This is a genomic window from Pontibacter lucknowensis, from assembly GCF_900156415.1.
Lineage (GTDB): Bacteria > Bacteroidota > Bacteroidia > Cytophagales > Hymenobacteraceae > Pontibacter > Pontibacter lucknowensis.
Genome location: NZ_FTNM01000002.1, coordinates 627,661 through 646,259 on the forward strand (window position 1 = coordinate 627,661; position 18,599 = coordinate 646,259).

At 49.2% G+C, this 18,599-nt stretch carries 14 protein-coding genes; 3 read left to right on the forward strand and 11 right to left on the reverse strand.

Translation table 11 applies throughout. From position 1 onward, the window contains the following. The first annotated feature begins 410 nt into the window (after positions 1-410). The 3 genes from BW972_RS08905 to alr all read left to right on the forward strand — a co-directional run bounded on the left by BW972_RS08905 (position 411) and on the right by alr (position 6,827). A complete protein-coding gene (locus BW972_RS08905) occupies positions 411-4,370 on the forward strand; it encodes a PAS domain-containing hybrid sensor histidine kinase/response regulator (RefSeq protein ID WP_076421832.1) in 3,960 nt (1,319 codons plus the stop codon). Positions 4,371-4,495: 125 nt separating this feature from the next. Beyond that, positions 4,496-5,668 carry an amidohydrolase gene (locus BW972_RS08910; protein WP_076421833.1) on the forward strand — a complete coding sequence of 391 codons (1,173 nt, stop codon included), beginning with the start codon at positions 4,496-4,498 and terminating at the stop codon, positions 5,666-5,668. A gap of 7 nt (positions 5,669-5,675) precedes the next feature. After that, entirely contained in the window at positions 5,676-6,827 is a 1,152-nt protein-coding gene (gene alr, locus BW972_RS08915) for an alanine racemase (protein WP_076421834.1), read from the forward strand. On the opposite strand, the gene BW972_RS08920 is transcribed toward alr, so the two are convergent. The 11 genes from BW972_RS08920 to ccoN all read right to left on the reverse strand — a co-directional run bounded on the left by BW972_RS08920 (position 6,824) and on the right by ccoN (position 18,483). Further along, the gene (locus BW972_RS08920; RefSeq protein WP_076421835.1) at positions 6,824-7,669 is read right to left on the reverse strand and encodes an ion transporter; all 846 of its coding nucleotides are present in this window, start codon (positions 7,667-7,669) and stop codon (positions 6,824-6,826) included. The two genes, alr and BW972_RS08920, sit on opposite strands and share 4 nt — an antisense overlap. Positions 7,670-7,678: 9 nt before the next feature. After that, a complete protein-coding gene (locus BW972_RS08925) occupies positions 7,679-9,067 on the reverse strand; it encodes a TIGR00341 family protein (protein WP_076421836.1) in 1,389 nt (462 codons plus the stop codon). Positions 9,068-9,109: 42 nt separating this feature from the next. Then, positions 9,110-10,456: a DUF2254 domain-containing protein gene (locus BW972_RS08930; RefSeq protein ID WP_076421837.1), complete on the reverse strand. Its 1,347-nt coding sequence runs from the start codon at positions 10,454-10,456 to the stop codon at positions 9,110-9,112. Between the two features lie 114 nt (positions 10,457-10,570). Then, entirely contained in the window at positions 10,571-10,945 is a 375-nt protein-coding gene (locus tag BW972_RS08935; protein WP_083674119.1) for a Crp/Fnr family transcriptional regulator, read from the reverse strand. A gap of 13 nt (positions 10,946-10,958) precedes the next feature. After that, positions 10,959-11,867 carry a universal stress protein gene (locus BW972_RS08940; protein WP_234986330.1) on the reverse strand — a complete coding sequence of 303 codons (909 nt, stop codon included), beginning with the start codon at positions 11,865-11,867 and terminating at the stop codon, positions 10,959-10,961. A gap of 100 nt (positions 11,868-11,967) precedes the next feature. Then, positions 11,968-12,684 carry a sulfite exporter TauE/SafE family protein gene (locus BW972_RS08945; RefSeq protein ID WP_076421840.1) on the reverse strand — a complete coding sequence of 239 codons (717 nt, stop codon included), beginning with the start codon at positions 12,682-12,684 and terminating at the stop codon, positions 11,968-11,970. Between the two features lie 4 nt (positions 12,685-12,688). Beyond that, positions 12,689-13,150: a FixH family protein gene (locus BW972_RS08950; protein ID WP_076421841.1), complete on the reverse strand. Its 462-nt coding sequence runs from the start codon at positions 13,148-13,150 to the stop codon at positions 12,689-12,691. Between the two features lie 41 nt (positions 13,151-13,191). Continuing rightward, complete coding sequence (gene ccoG / locus BW972_RS08955) at positions 13,192-14,598, reverse strand: cytochrome c oxidase accessory protein CcoG (RefSeq protein WP_076421842.1); 1,407 nt, start codon at positions 14,596-14,598, stop codon at positions 13,192-13,194. 220 nt (positions 14,599-14,818) lie between these two features. Next, positions 14,819-16,003, reverse strand: coding sequence for a c-type cytochrome (locus tag BW972_RS08960; RefSeq protein WP_234986332.1), 1,185 nt, complete (start codon positions 16,001-16,003; stop codon positions 14,819-14,821). 8 nt (positions 16,004-16,011) lie between these two features. Beyond that, positions 16,012-16,206, reverse strand: a complete 195-nt coding sequence (locus BW972_RS08965) for a hypothetical protein (protein ID WP_007660124.1) — start codon at positions 16,204-16,206, stop codon at positions 16,012-16,014. A 90-nt stretch (positions 16,207-16,296) separates the two neighbouring features. Continuing rightward, on the reverse strand, positions 16,297-18,483 hold the full coding sequence (gene ccoN / locus BW972_RS08970) for a cytochrome-c oxidase, cbb3-type subunit I (RefSeq protein WP_076421843.1): 2,187 nt from the start codon (positions 18,481-18,483) through the stop codon (positions 16,297-16,299). Between the last annotated feature and the right edge of the window lie 116 nt (positions 18,484-18,599).

Genomic DNA, 18,599 nt, shown 5'->3' on the forward strand with positions numbered 1-18,599 from the left:
TCAAGTTTTTTGTCTGTCAGCGGTTTCTTAATACCATGCATCCAGTAGTTATATTTTGGTGTCTCAAGCTGAAGTTAGAAATTCAGTTATTCTGTTGAAGAGTGCCCTCCTTAATGTAGCTGATTTGTATTTGGTGCATGTTATACTGTATGCTTCATACGATGGTGTTCCGTCAGTAACATAGGCCGTGCCGGAGCGGGGCTTGACATAGACCTACTGCAAAGCCTGAGGATACATTAGTTAAGCTGAACAGCTATAGCAATCAGTATGGTAGTGGAGTGGTTATGAGACAGGCTTTAAAATAATCCATAATGTGTTAAATTATATCCTCACATCGATTGTTACTCCACTGAAAAGCGATAATTTGCGAATAAATCCGCCTCTTCTTTTACACGGGTTTTATTGATTGCATGATGGAAACTTCATATGAGCTGCAGGAATTGCAACAGGAGCTCGAAAAAGAAAGAAAAGCCCGGCAGGAAGCTGAAGCAAGAGCTCAAACCTTAGCCTGCGAGTTAGAGTCACTCCGTTCTCGTCCGTCAGATACTACAGCAGAGCTTGTGCAAAATGTCATGCACATGGTGCCGAGCATTGTCTATATCTACGATCTCGACCAGAACAAAAGCATCTACCTGAACAACTGTATTAAAACGATCCTGGGGTATACCCAACAGGAGTTGGATGCTATGGATGGGCACTTCTTTATGTCCGTTGTGCAGGAAGCTGACAAGCCCCTCCTGCTGCAGCATACTTCCGGCATGTTGAGTGCCAAGGATGGTGAAATACGTGAGATCTCCTATAGTGTTCATGCCAGCGACGGGTCAAGCAGAATTCTCTTTTGTCGGGAAGCAGTGTTTAAGCGCAGTGCCGATGGCAAAGTAAGCCAGATCATTGGATCAGCCGAGGATATCACCAAACTGCGCCAGAAGAACCAGGAATTAGCCCATCAGAAAGAGTTTTATGAAGCCATTCTGAATAACCTTCCTTCGGATGTGGCAGTGTATGATAACCAGCTGCGCTACATTTTCGTGAACCCTGCTGCCGTGTCAGACCCTCATCTGCGGGAATGGATCATCAACAAAACGAATGAAGAGTACTGCGCCTATCGCAATGTGCCGCTGCATCGTATCGAAACACGGGGTAAACATTTACTCAAAACGATGGAGGAGCGCCGGCAGGTGGCCTTCGAGGAAAAGCTTGTCGATAAACAGGGCAATGCGAGTTACCACATTCGTAAGCTAAACCCTGTACTCGATGAGCAAGGCGAAATAAAAATCATAATTGGCCACGGACTCAATATTACTGACCTGCATCATGCACAGCAGGAAATCAAATCCAGCGAGACCAAGATCAGGGCTATTCTGGATGCCATACCCGACCTGATGTTTATAATAGACAAACAGGGGGTGTACCTGGAGATGCATAACGAACACTCCCAGTACGAGGTGATGGAGGCATCTGATGTGATAGGCAAAACACTCTTCGATATGCTGCCTGCTCCTCTGAGTCAGAAGAGCTTCGAACTGCTACAGGATGTGCTTGTAACCGGGCAGATGCACTCTATAAATTACGAGTTGAAGTCGCGCTACTATGAGGGCCGCATCGTGAAGTACAATGATGAGCAGGTACTCACCATTGTGCGGGATGTGACTGAGGAACGCAAGGCTGCAATTGAAGTAAAGGAAAAAAATGACTTTATCAGACTGGTACTCGACACCAGTCCGACCCTGATATATGTAAAGGACGGCGAAGGCAATTTCAAACTCGTAAACCAGGAGTGTGCTGCTCTGTTTGGTCTGAATCCGGAGGATCTACTGAATCAAAATACACATGACCTGCACCATGTACCGCAAGAGATACAGCACTATGACCATGTAGATCAAGTTGTGATACAGACAGGCCAGGAGTTGCGTGTGCAGGACAGCTATACCTTGCCTGATGGTCGTGTGGAGTGGTTCAATACCATCAAGAAGCCACTGACAACTAATAATGGAGAAGTGCATGTGCTCGGCATCTCCACTAACATAACAGAGCAGTATAACGCCAACAAAAAGCTGGAGGAAAGCGAGGAACTTCACAGACTGCTGTCTGAAAATTCCCGTGACCTGGTTTGCCTGCATGATGCTGCAGGCACTTATCTGTATGTGTCAAATGCCGTAGAGGAAATGTTAGGCTACAAATCTGCTGAGTTAGTCGGTTTATCTGCCTACCAGATTATTCACCCGGATGACGCAGAAAAGGTGCAGACCATGGGACATCGGGTTGCTCTGGAGGAGAAACACGACACCACAGTACAGCATCGAAAAATGCACCGTGATGGCTATTATATTTGGGTAGAAACGAGCATCAAGCCCATTACAGATAGTGATGGGAACGTGATCAAAATACAGTCCTCGTCGCGTGATATTACTGAGCGTCGCCTGGCAGAAGAGGCGCTCAAGAAGAGTGAAAAGAAATACCGTGACCTGATCAAATACAGCCAGGCCTATATGTGTACGCACGATATGCAGGGCGTTATCCTGTCTGTCAATCCTTACCTGGTAGAAATGCTTGGCTATAAAGAAGAAGAAGTGGTCGGCAAAGAACTGAAACAATTCTTTCCGTTGCTACACCGCCAGTACTTCCCGCAATATCTGAAGCAATTCGAGGACAATACAGCTGTGAAAGGCATCCTGTGCATACTGCGCAAAGACAAAGAAGAGCGCTTCCTCAATTACCAGAACTACAAGGTGAGTGAAGATGGGCAGGAGCCCTATGTGATCGGTATCGCCCAAGACGTGACTGACCGAATCCAGACAGAGCGTGAGCTCAAGAGCGCCAAGGAAGCTGCTGAGGAGTCTGCACGGGTGAAAGAGAATTTCCTGGCCAACATGAGTCATGAGATCCGAACGCCGCTCAACGGTATACTGGGTATGAGCGGACTGTTGCACAAGACACAGCTGGATGAAACGCAGCTTAATTACCTCAAAATCATTAATCAGTCGGCGGACAACCTGTTGGTAGTGATCAATGACATACTGGATGTGGCCAAAATAGAGGCTGGCAAACTGGAGCTGGAGTCCATTCCGTTCAGGATTGAAGAGACCGTGCAGGCTGCTTATCATACATTGAAGTACAAGGCCGAAGAAAAGGACATTGCACTTCAGCTTGGCACACTGGATTTACCACAGACGTTACTGCAGGGTGACCCGTACCGCCTGAACCAGATCCTGCTCAACCTTTTGAACAATGCCATCAAGTTTACAGAGGAAGGAAGCGTGACTCTGCATGCCAAAACGCTGGAAGAAACGGCTTCTACCCTCACGATTGAGTTTGCAGTCGAGGATACAGGTATAGGCGTGCCAGCCGATAAAAAGGACCTGATTTTCGAAGGCTTCACGCAAGCCTACTCCAGCATCACGCGTAAGTACGGCGGCACCGGACTGGGACTTAGCATCTGCAAAAACCTGGTAGAACGACAAGGGGGTGATATCTGGGTAGAAGACAATCCGGAAGGTGGCAGTATCTTCCACTTTATGATCACTTATCCGAAAAGTGAAGTGGACCAGCTGCCGGAGGATGAAACAGTTGATATTGACTTTGGCAGTCTGGGTGCCGTGAAAGTGCTGCTGGCAGAGGACAATGAAGTAAACGTCTTCCTGGCACAGGCGATCATGGAGGAATGGGGTTTCCAACTGGATGTGGCTGTCAACGGCCTCGAAGCAGTGGAAATGGTACAACAATCAGAGTATGACATCATCCTGATGGATATTCAGATGCCGGAGCTAAGCGGAATAGATGCCACCCTACAGATCAGAGCCATGGCCGACGAGCAGAAGGCAGGTATACCTATCATTGCACTAACTGCCAATGCCCTGAAAGGTGACGCCGAAAAGTACCTGAGCGCAGGTATGAATGATTACCTGTCGAAACCATTTGAAGCAGAGGTGCTTTATACAAAGATTGCCAGCCTGCTTCCTGAAAAGAGAAAAAGCGATCAGGTAGGAGTTGCGGCTATAGCAACGCAGCAGGAAGAAACAGCGCCGGCTGAACCGCTCTACAGTATGGAGGTCATCCAGAAAATGTCTCACAACAACGAGGCGTTCATGAACCGCGCCCGCCAGCTATTTGCAGATACCATTCCTGTCACGGTACAGGATATGCACAAAGCAATGGAGCAGGAAGACTGGAAGATGGTGAGTGCACTGGCTCACAAGGTAAAGTCCACGATCGATACCATGAAGATCGAGTCTTTGAAAGAAGTGGTGCGCTTTGTGGAGGCAAATGCCAAACAAGAGACCAATCTGGTTGAAGTTCGGGCAGGTGTTTCTAAGATCCGGGAGGTGATGCTGAAGGTTGTGGATGCTATCAGTGCCGAGATAAGCTCTTAATCAATCGTATTGTTTTATTCACAGCCTGCCCTGGCAGCCTTTTGTGCTGCCAGGGCAGGCTTTTTTGTAAAGTTTTAGCGGTAACCTCCGTAAGCCCTACTGACAGCTATACCTTTATTTAATATATGTCCTCTACCCTATCTACGCCCTCCATACCTGATCTGAAAGATATCACAGCGCTGCGGCACCAGCTGCACCAGCACCCTGAACTTTCCGGATTTGAATTTGACACAAGCCATACTTTGCGTGGTTTCCTGCAACGCTACCAACCCGATGAAGTAATTACAGATTTAGGAGGCAACGGCTTTGCACTGATTTTTAATGGAAAGAAACCGGATGCCGGACCTACTGTACTCTTCAGGGCTGAGTTGGACGCCCTGCCCATTCTAGAGCAGAACCAACTGCCTTATACTTCTATTCAGAAAGGCGTTAGTCACAAATGCGGGCACGACGGACACATGGCTATTTTAGCAGGACTTGCAAGTCTGTTGCACCAGTACTCACCGGACAAAGGAAGGGTAGTCTTGCTGTTTCAGCCGGCAGAGGAAAACGGAGCAGGTGCCTGGGCTGTACTGTATACCCCTGCTTTTCAGGAAATAGCACCTGATTATGTGTTTGCGCTGCATAACATGCCAGGCAAGCCTATGGGTCAGGTAATACTGCGGCCTGACATATTCGCTGCGGCTTCTGTGGGACTCAAGGTGCATTTACATGGAAAAGAGTCGCATGCTGCGGAGCCTGATAACGGTCTGAACCCGGGAGAAGGTATGAGTGAACTGATACAGGCTTTCAATTCCCTGGTGCGTGATCCGCATTCCTTCCAGGACCTGACTTTGCTCACTGTCGTGCATGCCCGGCTGGGTGAAGTTGCATTCGGCACCAACCCGGGATTTGCAACAGTAATGGCCACGCTTCGGGCCTTTGAACAGGAAGACCTGAACAGGCTAAAATCCCTTGCAATAGAATCAATTAAGCTGGTGTCTTTCAAGTATGGATTAAGGTATGACCTGGAGTGGGTGGAGGAGTTTCCTGCTACCCGCAATAGTACGGGGGCTGTTGAACTGGTAGATCAGGCTGCCCGTTATCTGAGTATGGAGGCCAAGCAGGCAGCACAACCTGTACGCTGGTCCGAAGATTTTGGACACTTTACAAACAGGTATTGCGGTGCTCTTTTTGGATTGGGATCTGGTACGGACCAACCACAGCTACACCACGCTGATTATGATTTCCCTGATGAACTTATACCTGCTGGTGCTTCCCTGTTTTACCGCATCGCAGCCTCCCTCCTAAACGATTAGTCATTTCATGTTCTATAGTTCCTATATCGAAATAAGTCGCTCAGCACTGGCGCATAACATAGCATTTCTTAAAGCTCAACTCAAGCCGGGCGTTCGCTTTTCCTCTGTCATTAAAGGCAATGCCTACGGGCACGGTATTGAGGAGTTCGGGCAGCTGGCCTATACCTGTGGAGTTGACCATTTTTCAGTTTTTAGCGCTGATGAGGCCTATCGTCTTCAGCAGGTGCTGCCCCACACTGCTACCATCCTGATCATGGGCTATATTGATGACGAGGAGTTAAACTGGGCTATCACGCACAATATTGAATTTTATGTGTTTTCCCTGGACAGGCTGGAACAGGCTGGCAAGGCAGCCAGGGCTTTGCAGAAACCTGCCAGGATCCACCTCGATCTGGAGACAGGTATGAACCGCATCGGATTAAACACGGATGATCTGGAGCGTGCTGCTGAGATTATTCTGAAGCAGCCTGATGCATTCGAGGTAGTTGGCGTATCCACACATTATGCAGGAGCCGAAAGCAGCGAAAACGATGACCGGGTAAAAGCCCAGCTGCAACGCTATCACATGGCGGTACGCATGCTGCAGCAGAAAGGACTCACCATCCGAACACTGCACACAGCCTGTTCAGCTGCCGTGATGGCCTATCCCGAGACTCACCTGGACATGGTGCGGGTAGGCATTATGCAATATGGTTTCTGGCCCAGCCCGGAGATCTACCAGCGTTACATGGGTATCAGCACGGACCGCAGCGACCCGCTGAGGCGGCTGATTAATTGGAAGAGCCAGGTCATGAGCCTGAAAGTTGTTCCGTCTGGTGAGTTTATTGGGTATGGTAAGAGCTTTCAGGCAAGTACTGAAATGCTGATTGCCGCTATACCTGTAGGGTATGCCTGGGGCTTTAGCCGTAGTCTCAGCAACCAGGGACAGGTGCTAATCAGGTCGCACAGAGCACCGGTAGTGGGCATTGTGAACATGAACGTACTGATGGTGGATGTGACCGGTATACCGGACGTGTCTCTTAAAGACGAGGTGGTGCTGCTTGGCAAGCAGGGTAGTGAGCACATTACGGTGGCTTCGTTTGCTGAATTGAGCACCCAGCTCAACTATGAGTTGTTGACCAGGCTTCCGCTGAACATACCCCGGATTATTATCGATTAGATGTTACTCCCAACCGCCTCTTCGCGGTGGAGTTCGTAGCCGCAGTTATCACAAAAATTAGCTGTCAGGGAATGTCCCTCTTTGTAGCAGTTCGGGCAAACACGCGTAGTCGTGTTCAGACGTTCTGCATTGGCGAGCTCTACCGATACGATCCCTGTGGGGACAGCAATAATGCCATAGCCCATAATCATCAGGCAGCTGGCCAGGAGTTGACCAAGCGGTGTCACCGGGGTAATATCTCCAAAGCCCACGGTAGTGAGGGTCACGATGGCCCAATAGATGCTTTTCGGAATGCTGGTGTACCCGCTCTCTCTCCCTTCTATCACATACATCAGCGCACCAACGACTATGACCATCATGAGTACAACACCCAAAAATACGGTGATTTTAGTCATACTGGCCCGCAAGGCTTTAGACAGGACCTGACCTTCGTTGACAAAGCTGGTCAGGCGGAATACCCTCGCGATCCGGAGCAATCGGAACACGCGAATGACCAGCAGGTATTGGGAACCAAGTACAAAGAGGCTGAGATATGTAGGGATAATAGCCAGGAAATCAATGATCCCGAAAAAAGAGAATACATACCTTAAAGGGCGCTCTGAGCTATAGATGCGGAGTATGTACTCAATCGTAAACAGAATGGTAAAGATCCACTCAAGCATCTGAAAAAGAGGCAGGTAGTCTCGTCTCAGGGACACCACACTTTCCAGCGACACCACCACAACACTTGCTATAATCAGCAGGAGCAGCATGATATCGAAAGCTTTGCCGGCTGGCGTTTCAGCTTCGAAAATGATGCTGTACAGTTTATGCTTTAGCGTGTCACTTTTGTATGTTGCCATGGACCTGTTTTACAAAGTGGAAGAAACGCGTACGGAGTCCTTCCGGAACCGACTAGCCATATATTGCTGTATACGCTGCTCATACTCAGTAATCTTGGCAGGATCTACAAATACAGCACGTGTATTTTTAGTCTGGTTGGCAGGCTGCGGTTTCTTCCAGCCGATCATGACCAACATAACTGTATCGAGCTTTGCTTTGTTTTCTGCCACAGACACGATCTCTCCTACCTCCACCTTGTCAATTTCCGGGAAAATCAGTTTAAGCTCTCTGCTGGCGCTTACTGGTGTATAAGAGTTGGCCAGGCGCATGAGGCTGTCTGCCCGCTGACTCTGCATCTTCTGAATCTCGATGGTCTTCAGGAAGTCCTTGGTGAGGTTGTTGGTGATGTCAGATGCCATACGGCGTACATCCTCAGCTGATACATCCAACTGCACCAGCTTTACACGGTGTTTTGAAAGCGAATTCTGGGCCAGCACCTGATCATAATGCTGGAGCAGGGAATCAGGCACAGGGTTACCAACACTATAGATCTTAATTGTGCTCAGCGTGTCGGTATCCGTTACTTCCCACTTAATGATTTCATTATTTCGGTTTGCAAAGTCGCGCACGATCAGGTTCTCGATCTTCTTCTTGGTCTGAACGCTTTGGTAGATGTTGTAGAGGAAATAGGCGCTTGGTGATACTACAATGAACAGCATCAAGGCCATGATGCGGGCTACACGACGCTCTGTGGCTTTGTCTACGTAGTGTTTGATATCAAACTTCAGGTATTTTACGATCAGGAAAGTCGCTAGGCTGATAAAGACGGCGTTGATGAAAAACAGGTAGAAGCCGCCGAAAAAGAAATCGAAGCGACCGAGCGCAAGACCATAGCCAGCCGTACACAGCGGCGGCATGAGGGCAGTTGCAATGGCCACGCCAGGTATAGCGTTTGATTTATCAGATCTGGAGATAGAGACGATACCTGCAACACCGCCAAAAAAGGCGACCATCACATCAAGCAAGGTGGGTTTGGTACGTGCAAGTAGTTCGTTGGTAGGCTCTCCGAGTGGCGTGATCATGAAGTAGAACGTACTCACAATCAGGCCGGCTGCTGCTGCAAGTGAAAGGTTCTTCACAGAGGCCCACAACATTTCGCGGTCATTGATGCCTACTGATAGCCCCACTCCCAGAATCGGAGACATGAGAGGGGAAATAAGCATGGCCCCGATAATAACGGCGCCGGAGCCAGTGTCGAGGCCAATAGAAGCCAGCATGGCGGAGCAGATCAGCATCCAGGTATTGTTGCCGCGAACAGGAATCTTATCGTAAATTTCGCGAATAGTGCCTGGCTCGTCGGTCTCGTGGATGATGTTAAGCACACTGTCCAGGGCTCTCTTAATCGAATCGAAAATCATAAACAGGAATTAGCAATTCCTGTAAAAATAGCTTTTTTTCGCTTAAGTCCCCAATTTAACACTTAGCATCGGGAGCGTTTGAGGAAGTACTGAGGTGTCATTGAGGGCTTTTACCAGCTGATTTATTTTTGTTCGATCACCTGGGTTCTTGGTCGTTTCTTCTGCATCCGACAAGAGCTGCTTCGCTTCTGTTGTGATTGGTGCCAGTCGTTTAGGGTTACTTTTTGCTGCGTAACTTAAGTTTTTGAGTAGGTTCAAAAGTCGTAGCACAATGACAGGGTCTTCTCTGCCATATACCCGGATTGGCCCCAGACAATGACTCAATAAGTCCCTGTAATTTACTTCGTCCAAACGCAGTCGAAGTACATTATCTTTGTCATGAAAGATTTTCTCGTCAGTGAGTTGCATCCGGATTATAAAGAGGTCAGTCAGGTAGTCAATCGCTTTTATAGCGGTGCCTGGGTCGTTCACGCTGGGGCTTAAAGCCTTGACAGCACTTTCGGTAATCTGTTTGAAACCATAGAGATAGTTCATATCGGCAAGCTCCTCCTGGTAATAACTGATATTACTATAAAGATCTTCACAAAAAGCATCTTTATCTTTCAGAGCACCGGCCACTTTTGCAAATGGCAATCCTTTGATCACAAAATGGCCAAGGGGCTGCATGAATTCCAGCACCACATCATGCTTTCTGCAAAGCTCGATAATCGCTTTCTTATCCACTTTTTGCAGATATCCGCTGAAATCGCTGTTGAGTTCCCGCCAGTCTCCCGTTTCAAATATTGCCGGAAGTGCCTTTCCTTCATCTTTTGAGATTTCTTCGCGCAATTTATCCAGGGTCAGTTTGTAGATGCTCTCCAGGATATTGCCGATCTGAATGGCAGCTGAAATGGAATGGATGAAGTAGACAAAGAAGGCCAGACAAAGGATTGTAAAGCACATGGCCATGAATACTGCCAGCCCGGGCAGGTCAGCATCATAACTTTCAGAGCGGATATTTACCATGACAACCAAGGTATAAATCAGCGTTCCCAGGTATAATCCCAGCACTTTTTGGTTTGACTTGGAAGAAATCAGCCCTGGTATGACACGGGGTGAAAAGTTGGCGCTGGCCTGATTCAGGACAAGCATCACCATGGTAAAACTGAAAACGATCAGGGAAAAGATCCCGGTGGCGATCGAACTCAGGATCATGGTGGCTGTTTCGCCGTGCGTAATGATGAAAAAAGGCAACTCATCTTTCAGGGAGTTGCTAATTCCCCTGGTTTCAAAATAGATCATCAGCACTGCAATCCCGAAAAAGAGCAACGAGATGATAGTCGGGTAAAATCCTATACTGGTAAAGATGAACTGAATGACAAGCTTCAGCCGGCTTATGATTCTCTTCATAGTGCGGAGGCGGGGTTACATTGCTTTATATTACTGTATGCTTTGGGTATAAGTTATAAAAACAAAAGAGCCGACAGCTTGACGCTACCGGCTCCGGATCATAAGCGGGTTAGTTTATTCGAATGCTGTCTTTGTCAGGCTGGCTTCCCAGCTCATCATTTTGAGCAGGTACAGTCGAATCATCGGATTCTCGTGCAGTGCTCTTTGCACGGCTTCCTTATCTATCCTGATCAGTTCGGTATGTTCAAGTGTGTAGGCCGTAAAGCTGTAAGTGTCATTCAGTAAGTCGGTGATGCCAAGCAGAAAATCCGGAGGGGCAATCACCTGCTCATCTATACCTGCCGCCTGGTCAGCAAGTGCCACACTCCCCTGGGTGACCAGGTAGAAAGCGGAAACCTCCTCCCCTTGCCTGAAAATACAGCGCCCACGCTCCAGGAGCTCCGGCTCGCCTTCAATCATTCCCCTGCTGATGAAATCCCTTACTGCCATGCTGGTTTAATTTTTACTGATGTACAGACTGCAGTTGCTCCTGCTTTTGCTTGCTTGTACAATTGACACAGCAACCCGAACAAGGTTTCATTTTATGCTGACGGTAGGTCAGCAGCGGGATGCGTGTATGAAAGGCCATGGTCTTCGTGTAATTTGTGCTAAAGAGGCGTTCCATGAGATAATTATCCTGTGTGGCCAGTATCAGCAAATCAGCTGAGGTCTCTTCTGAAAACTCGCTGATGCCCTCCAGCACGTCTTCTTCTTCCAACAATCTGACGGCTACTTTTCGTCCTTTCAGCTGCTTTTCAATTTCCAGCATAGCCGCCTTGTAGTAGCATAGTTGGGAGCGTTCTTCTTCACCATATACCTGCACAAGCGTCAGTTTGGCATTTAGCTGCTGCGCCAGGTCAGCTATACGGAAGAGCACCTTTTGGTCCTGGTCTGTAAAGTCCGTTGCAAACACCAGGTTTTTCAATTTTCGATAGCGTATGGAGGCTGGAAGCACCATAACCGGACATGAAACAAGGTCCATCACGACAGCAGCCAGCTCAGTTGCTTCCCTGTTAAGACCATTATTTGCCCGTGTTCCGGCATCCATCAGCACCAGGTCGATCTGGTATTCCTGAACAACGGATTGTATGCTATCGCGTACCTGCCCTGGCCGTACCACACAATCAAAAGGTGCTGCGACTTTAGAGTATTTGAATTCACGGCTAAACACACGCTCGGCAAAAGATCGAAGCTTTTGGATGCAGCTGCTTTGCTGCGTATAAGTCAGGTCGGCCGTTTTACAGGCATGGAACAAGTATAGCTCCGCTCCCAGTGCATGGGCCAGCTGTCCGGCGTAGTAGAGCAGGTCCTCCCCTGTCTCGTTCAGTTCCAGCGGTACCAGGATGCGTTTTGTCTGCGATAGCGTTGTCATAGTGGTCATGTTTAGTATAGTAAAGGTATAGGTGGATCGCTTAGGATGCAGTGAGCTGCATCACCTGAAAAAGTGACTTTTAACAGTATTGGCTTTACAGCTATTTGGGCTTGGAACAGCAGCTCATTTCGGTGGTATGCTGTTCTGTCTGCACCACTTTAGGGCTGAGGTAAGGTATACCGAGGCCTAGTCCCCGTACAATGAACAGCACAGCCAGTGCCATGCCCACGTAAGGGACGGCCCTGTTAAACATGCCTCGCACTTTCAGGCTGATCAGTTTGCCGGAAAGTGAGACAATATACATAAGAGGGAAAGTGCCCAGTCCGAAAAGCGCCATGTAGAGCATGGCACCGCCTATACCCGGGGCGCTGATGGCACCTGCCAGGGCAATGTAAACGAATCCGCAGGGAAGCAGACCGTTGAGCATACCTACTATGAAAAGTGAGCCCAGTGAGTTTTTCTGAAAGTAGTAGCCAAGCTTCTTGCGAACCCAGCCCATCACTTTGTCTGTGCCCAGTACATTGGATGCCTTACCTTTAAGAGCTGCCGGCAGCACCAGCAGCAACAGGATCAAAACACCCGATACAATCGAAACTGTTTGTTGCAGGCCCGCCATCTCAAGTGACTGACCAAAGGCGCCTGCGATTGCGCCCAACGATGCGTATGTGACGATGCGACCACCATTGTACAGGAGCCGACCGGCGTAGTAACGCCAGCCGGAACTCCCGACAAATGGTAGCGCCATTGCTATAGGGCCGCACATCCCGACACAATGGAAACTGCCTAATAAACCAAATAGAAATCCTGCCCAGATCATGGCCTTACTTTATTTGGATGGTTTTTTCTGAATAGTATGCTTCTTCTCCGTCGCTGAAGTTCACGCGAACTTTCCAGAGACCTTTTTCAAGGTCTCCTACTTCTATGAGTTGGCTCAAGTCGCGACCCAACTGCAGTGGCATTTGCTGGTCCAGCTTATCGTCTGACGGGCGGAAAAGTGTCACCATACCAGTTAACTTTTTGTCGCTGTAAGTGGCGGGTACCTGCAATAGGATGGTTTGGCCCTCCTCCTTGTAAGTTAGCATTACATCGCCGAGCGCCTGTGTGCGGCGCACACGGTCGATCTGATCCTGGTATGCGATCTCCTGTGCGTAGTAGTCCTTACTCACCAGGTCCACATCCTGGTTCATGGCCTGTATCACAAAGTAGACAATGTAACCCATGAAGGATACCAGGCCGATAACGATGGCATAAGGCCAGAAAGTGAATTTTTTATCTTTAGTCATGATGATTGCGCTTGAATAGTTGCTTTGTAATGAAGCGATAATTATTTGGCAGGTGCTAGGAACTTGGTGTCCTGTGTGGTGATCAGCTCACCTTCATGGTACACCCCGATCTCAATTTTGGCATTCATGCCGGTCAGTTGGTTCTGCGGGATCTCAGCGAAGAACACCCCATCGGCTTTGCCCTGTGCTGGCAGCACCAGTTCACTGCCTACCATCTTGATCGTGCCGTCAGTGTTGTGCAGCTTGAGCGTCAGCGGCATCTCGAAATTGGTCTTATTGATCACCGAGATGTTGTAGAGGTTCTTCACTGTTCCCTGCTCTGTTTTCTGGTAAAGCTGACCTGGCGTGCGGAGGATAGTGGCCTCAGCGGCGTCGCGGGTGAGCAGAAGTGATGTAAGCGCAACCAGCAGAAGCAGCAGCACAGCACTGTAGCCCATCACCCTCGGTGTGAAGAGTTTCCACTGACGCCCTTCCGAAATAGCCTCTTCTGAGTCGTATCGGATCAGACCTTCCGGCTTGTCGATCATGCGCATGATGTCGTTGCAGGCGTCGATGCAGGCAGTACAGTTGATACATTCCAGCTGTTGTGCTCCGTTACGGATGTCTATACCTGTCGGGCATACCTGTACGCACTGGTGACAGTCGATGCAGTCGCCCTCGGTACGTTCCTGCCCTTTGCGCAGCTTGCCTCGAGGCTCTCCACGGCCATAGTCATAAGCTACTGTCAGGCTTTTCTTGTCAAGCATCACACCTTGCAGGCGGCCGTATGGACAAACGATCGTACATACTTGCTCCCGGAAATAGGCAAACACCCAGTAAAATACACCTGTAAAGGCGACCATGGAGCCGAAGTCCGCCAGGTGATTAGCCGGACTATCAGTAACGATCTCTTTAAGAGCATCTATCCCGATGATATAAGCCAGAAAGGTATTGGCTATGATAAAGGAGATAAATAGGAAAACAGCAGTCTTAGCCCCTTTCTTCAGGATCTTCTCCGTGTTCCAGGGCATCTTATTCAGTGCCCGTTGTTTGGTGTAGTCCCCCTCTATCAGGTACTCGATACGGCGGAAAACCATTTCGAGGAAGATCGTTTGCGGACATACCCAGCCACAGAACAGCCTGCCATAGACTACTGTGAAGAGGATAATAAAGACCACTAGTGCCAGGAAGGCCAATACCAGGATAAAGAAATCCTGAGGCCAGAAGAGGATGCCGAAGATCACAAACTTGCGCTCTACGATGTTGAGCATCAGCAGCGGCAGCCCGTTGATCTTAATGAAAGGCCCTGCAAACAGAAAAGCCAGCAAGCCGTAGCTTACCCATTTTCTGTAGTCGTAGAGTTTGCCTTTGGGTTTTTTAGGGTAAACCCATACCCTTTTACCATGCTCGTCTACTGTCGAGATATGGTCCCGGAATTCCTCCGGTGCGGTGTGCAATTTAGTTGCCATGGCAGTTTAATTTGTGCGGATATTAATCCTGCCTGTTATTAAATATTATGGTAGCCAGTAGCGGCCTTGTGCTGCTCTTTGCTGATACAAAATTCAGAATTCGCGCCCTGGTAAAAGATGACCAAAGTCATTCTTCCAGGTGATTGTCATCAGTAATATCCAAAACACGAAAGGCAGACACTCTTTCGAATGCCTGCCTTCATGAAGGTTGGTTGTTGATTTATTCTTTCTCGCCCTGGGCCTCTTTGGCGTTAGGCGGGTTGGTGCCCTGCAGTGACAAGATGTAGCTACTTACTTCCAGCATCTGGTCTTTGGTCAGTTTACCCTGCCAAGGAACCATGCCCTTGCTTGGTACACCGAACTTAACCGTCTTAAAGATGTCGTTCACATCGCCTCCGTGAAGCCAATACTCGTCCGTCAGGTTAGGACCTACCGTACCTTCACCGGCCTGGCCATGGCACGCTGCGCAATTCTGGATGTAGAGTGACTTACCAGACTCAAGGGCAGCCGCGTCAGTCAGCACTTCGTAGTTGGTTACCGCATTCGGGTCTTCCACGTTCTGAGCGGCAATCAGAGCTGCCTGTTGCATCTCCATTTCATACTCCTCTGCCTGCAGCGCACCTGTGCGGAACACATGGTAGTGCAGCATATAGCCCACTGCAAACACGATGGTCACATAGAACATATACTTCCACCATGGTGGCAGGTCGTTGTCGTACTCCTGTATACCATCGAAATCGTGGTTAGAGTGAATCTCGTCTTTTGCCTTTCCTGTCATTACGGTGGCATCACCGCTTAGCAGAGCATATACACGTCCTGAGAAAGTAGCCTGAAATTCTTCATCCTTCAGCGAGTCGCCCATCATCGGTACGATTACGCGGAAAAGCATTACCAGTACCACGACGATCAGCAGGATGATCAGGCCAACCAGGCCATAGATGAAGTGCACGATCGGTGGCAAATCCATAAAGGCGACGTCCTGTGGTGCAGCCGGCGTATCAGCTTTAACTGTTGTTGTAGCTGCCGTTTCTTCAGCCTGGGCAGGTGCAGCGGCGCTTGCCTCTTTTATGTAGGCAATTACGTGGTTGATGTCATCTTCAGAGAGAGAACCTTCGAAAGCCGGCATCGGCATTTTTTTGAACTTCTCATAAACGGCCACCGCATCCGCATCACCTGACTGGATTAACTCCTGCGAGTTGCTGATGAACTTGTGCAGCCATTCATCCCCGCGGCGCTCGTGTACGTCTTTCAGGGCTGGTCCTACTACGTCGGCATCCATGCTGTGGCAGGCGGCGCAGTTGCCTTCAAATATTTTCTTGCCCTGCACTGCATCCTGTGCGAATGCCGCAGCACCCGTCATCAGAACAAAGCCGGCCGCCAGGGCCAGTTGTTTCAGTTTATTCATGGGAGATTTCATTGTCTGTTCCCTCCTATTGTTTGGTCTTGGTCCTCATCTGCGCAGGCAAAGCTGCTCATGCTGCTCACATACTTCTTGTCCATCAGGGCCACATACACCAGCAGACCCAGGAAGAACACGAAGAAAATAGTAAATGAAATGAGCGGGTATATTTCAATGCCATCTATGGCTTGTAACACGTTCTTGTACATTGTCTTAGAGTTTTTGACTTGAGACTTAGTGACGCTGGACCAGAGTGTAGCCTCCGATGTCCTTTGTCACTAAGTCTTTTGTCAGGTTTACTATTCTTCTACTTCTTCAGCTTTCACCTTGATGTCGGTACCCAAACGCTGCAGGTAGGCGATCATGGCGACGATCTCGCTTTCAGGGCGCACTTCCAGGCCTTCTTTGGCCAGGTCGGCGGTGATTTCACGTGCCTGCTTCATCAGCTCCTGGTTCGCATTGGCGATGTATTCGTCCTCGTAAGGCACACCCAGCTGTTTCAGCACTTTCAGTTTCGCCTCAGTTGTGGTCAGGTCAACGTCCTGCTCAAACAACCATGGGTAAGCTGGCATGATAGAGCCCGGTGACATGGATGTTGGGTCGAGCATGTGGTGGTAGTGCCAGCTGTGCGGGTACTTACCGCCTACTCTGTGAAGATCCGGACCGGTACGCTTAGAACCCCACAGGAAGTTGTGGTCATACACGAACTCACCTGCTTTAGAGTACTCGCCGTAACGCTCTGTCTCCGATCTGAACGGACGGACCATTTGCGTATGGCAGTTCACACAGCCCTCTTTGATGTACAGGTCACGTCCCTGTAGCTCCAGCGAGGTATAAGGCTTCACGCTGGCGATAGTTGGCACGTTTGATTTGATCACGAAGGCAGGAATAAATTCTACCAGACCGCCAATCAGGATGGCTACAGTAGCCCAAACTGCCATTTGCATCGGGCGCTTTTCGATCCAGCTGTGCCAGTGACCGGCATTGTGGCTTACTTCTTTCACAACCGGAGGAGCGATAGCCGCTTCGTTAGCTTCTAATGCACCAGACTTCGCTGTCTTATACAAGTTGTAGATCATCAGGAATACACCGCTCAGGTATAGCACGCCACCAATACCACGCAGGTAGTACATCGGCACGATCTGCAGCACCGTTTCCAGGAAGTTAGAGTACTGTAGTGTACCTTCTGCTGTGAACTGTTTCCACATCAAACCTTGAGTGAAACCTGCCCAGTACATAGGTATAGCGTAGAATAGGATACCCAGTGTACCTAACCAGAAGTGCGTATTGGCTAGTTTCTTAGAGTGTAGTTGTGTCTTGTACAAGCGTGGGAACAACCAGTACAGCATCGCAAATGTCAGGAAGCCATTCCAGCCAAGGGCACCCACGTGCACGTGTGCAACGATCCAGTCGGTGAAGTGCGCGATGGCGTTCACGTTCTTCAGCGACAGCATCGGACCTTCGAAAGTAGCCATACCATAAGCGGTGATCGCCACTACCATGAATTTCAGTACCGGCTCCTCACGAACCTTGTCCCAGGCGCCACGCAGCGTCAGAAGACCGTTGATCATACCACCCCAGCTTGGAGCGATCAGCATGACAGAGAACACAACACCCAGTGATTGTGCCCAGTCAGGCAGTGAGGTATACAGCAAGTGGTGCGGTCCAGCCCAGATGTAGATGAAGATCAGCGACCAGAAGTGAATAATGGAAAGTCTGTATGAGTATACCGGACGGTTAGCGGCCTTTGGCAGGAAGTAGTACATCAGGCCCAGGAACGGCGTTGTCAGGAAGAACGCAACCGCATTGTGGCCATACCACCACTGCACCAGCGCATCCTGCACCCCGGCGTAGCCCGAGTAGCTTTTCCAGAAGGTAACAGGCAGCTCATAAGAGTTTACAATGTGCAGCACCGCTACGGTCAGGAAGGTGGCAATATAGAACCAGATAGCCACATACATGTGCTTCTCACGACGCTTGGCAATAGTACCGAACATGTTCCAGCCAAATACCACCCATACCAGTGTAATAGCGATGTCGATTGGCCACTCCAGCTCAGCATACTCTTTCGAGGTCGTAATACCCAGCGGAAGCGTGATAAGCGCCGCCACAATGATCAGCTGCCAGCCCCAGAAATTTAGTTTGCTGAGTTTGTCGCTGTACATGCGCGACTTGCAGAGGCGCTGGAGTGAGTAATACACACCCATAAAGATGGCGTTACCCACGAAGGCAAAGATCACCGCATTGGTGTGCAGTGGCCTGATACGGCCGAATGTTGTGTACTGGTTACCCATGTTCACATCTGGGTTGGCGAGCTGGAACGCGATCAGCGTACCGATAATCATACCGGCTACGCCCCAGAATACGGTAGCGATACCAAAGTCGCGAACGATCTTGTTGTCGTAGAAAAAGGATTCGATCCCCCCTGTATCCTGACCTACCCGTTTCGGGTTCGGCTCTAAGACAGTTGCTACATTAGTTGACATGTGCGGTGTCCTCCATTGGTTAAGGTGTGTTGTGAAATACTGTTTGTTTGCTTGTTAATCATGTGCAAAATTGAGAATTCGGCCTCTCCGAAAAGATGACCAAAGTCATTCTTCGA

What these genes read in the sequence shown, in the direction of transcription:
- BW972_RS08905 (WP_076421832.1), top strand. Translation starts at nt 411, where the DNA reads ATGATGGAAACTTCATATGAGCTGCAGGAATTGCAACAGGAGCTCGAA.
- BW972_RS08910 (WP_076421833.1), top strand. Translation starts at nt 4,496, where the DNA reads ATGTCCTCTACCCTATCTACGCCCTCCATACCTGATCTGAAAGATATC.
- alr (WP_076421834.1), top strand. Translation starts at nt 5,676, where the DNA reads ATGTTCTATAGTTCCTATATCGAAATAAGTCGCTCAGCACTGGCGCAT.
- BW972_RS08920 (WP_076421835.1), bottom strand. Translation starts at nt 7,669, where the DNA reads ATGGCAACATACAAAAGTGACACGCTAAAGCATAAACTGTACAGCATC.
- BW972_RS08925 (WP_076421836.1), bottom strand. Translation starts at nt 9,067, where the DNA reads ATGATTTTCGATTCGATTAAGAGAGCCCTGGACAGTGTGCTTAACATC.
- BW972_RS08930 (WP_076421837.1), bottom strand. Translation starts at nt 10,456, where the DNA reads ATGAAGAGAATCATAAGCCGGCTGAAGCTTGTCATTCAGTTCATCTTT.
- BW972_RS08935 (WP_083674119.1), bottom strand. Translation starts at nt 10,945, where the DNA reads ATGGCAGTAAGGGATTTCATCAGCAGGGGAATGATTGAAGGCGAGCCG.
- BW972_RS08940 (WP_234986330.1), bottom strand. Translation starts at nt 11,867, where the DNA reads ATGACAACGCTATCGCAGACAAAACGCATCCTGGTACCGCTGGAACTG.
- BW972_RS08945 (WP_076421840.1), bottom strand. Translation starts at nt 12,684, where the DNA reads ATGATCTGGGCAGGATTTCTATTTGGTTTATTAGGCAGTTTCCATTGT.
- BW972_RS08950 (WP_076421841.1), bottom strand. Translation starts at nt 13,150, where the DNA reads ATGACTAAAGATAAAAAATTCACTTTCTGGCCTTATGCCATCGTTATC.
- ccoG (WP_076421842.1), bottom strand. Translation starts at nt 14,598, where the DNA reads ATGGCAACTAAATTGCACACCGCACCGGAGGAATTCCGGGACCATATC.
- BW972_RS08960 (WP_234986332.1), bottom strand. Translation starts at nt 16,003, where the DNA reads ATGAATAAACTGAAACAACTGGCCCTGGCGGCCGGCTTTGTTCTGATG.
- BW972_RS08965 (WP_007660124.1), bottom strand. Translation starts at nt 16,206, where the DNA reads ATGTACAAGAACGTGTTACAAGCCATAGATGGCATTGAAATATACCCG.
- ccoN (WP_076421843.1), bottom strand. Translation starts at nt 18,483, where the DNA reads ATGTCAACTAATGTAGCAACTGTCTTAGAGCCGAACCCGAAACGGGTA.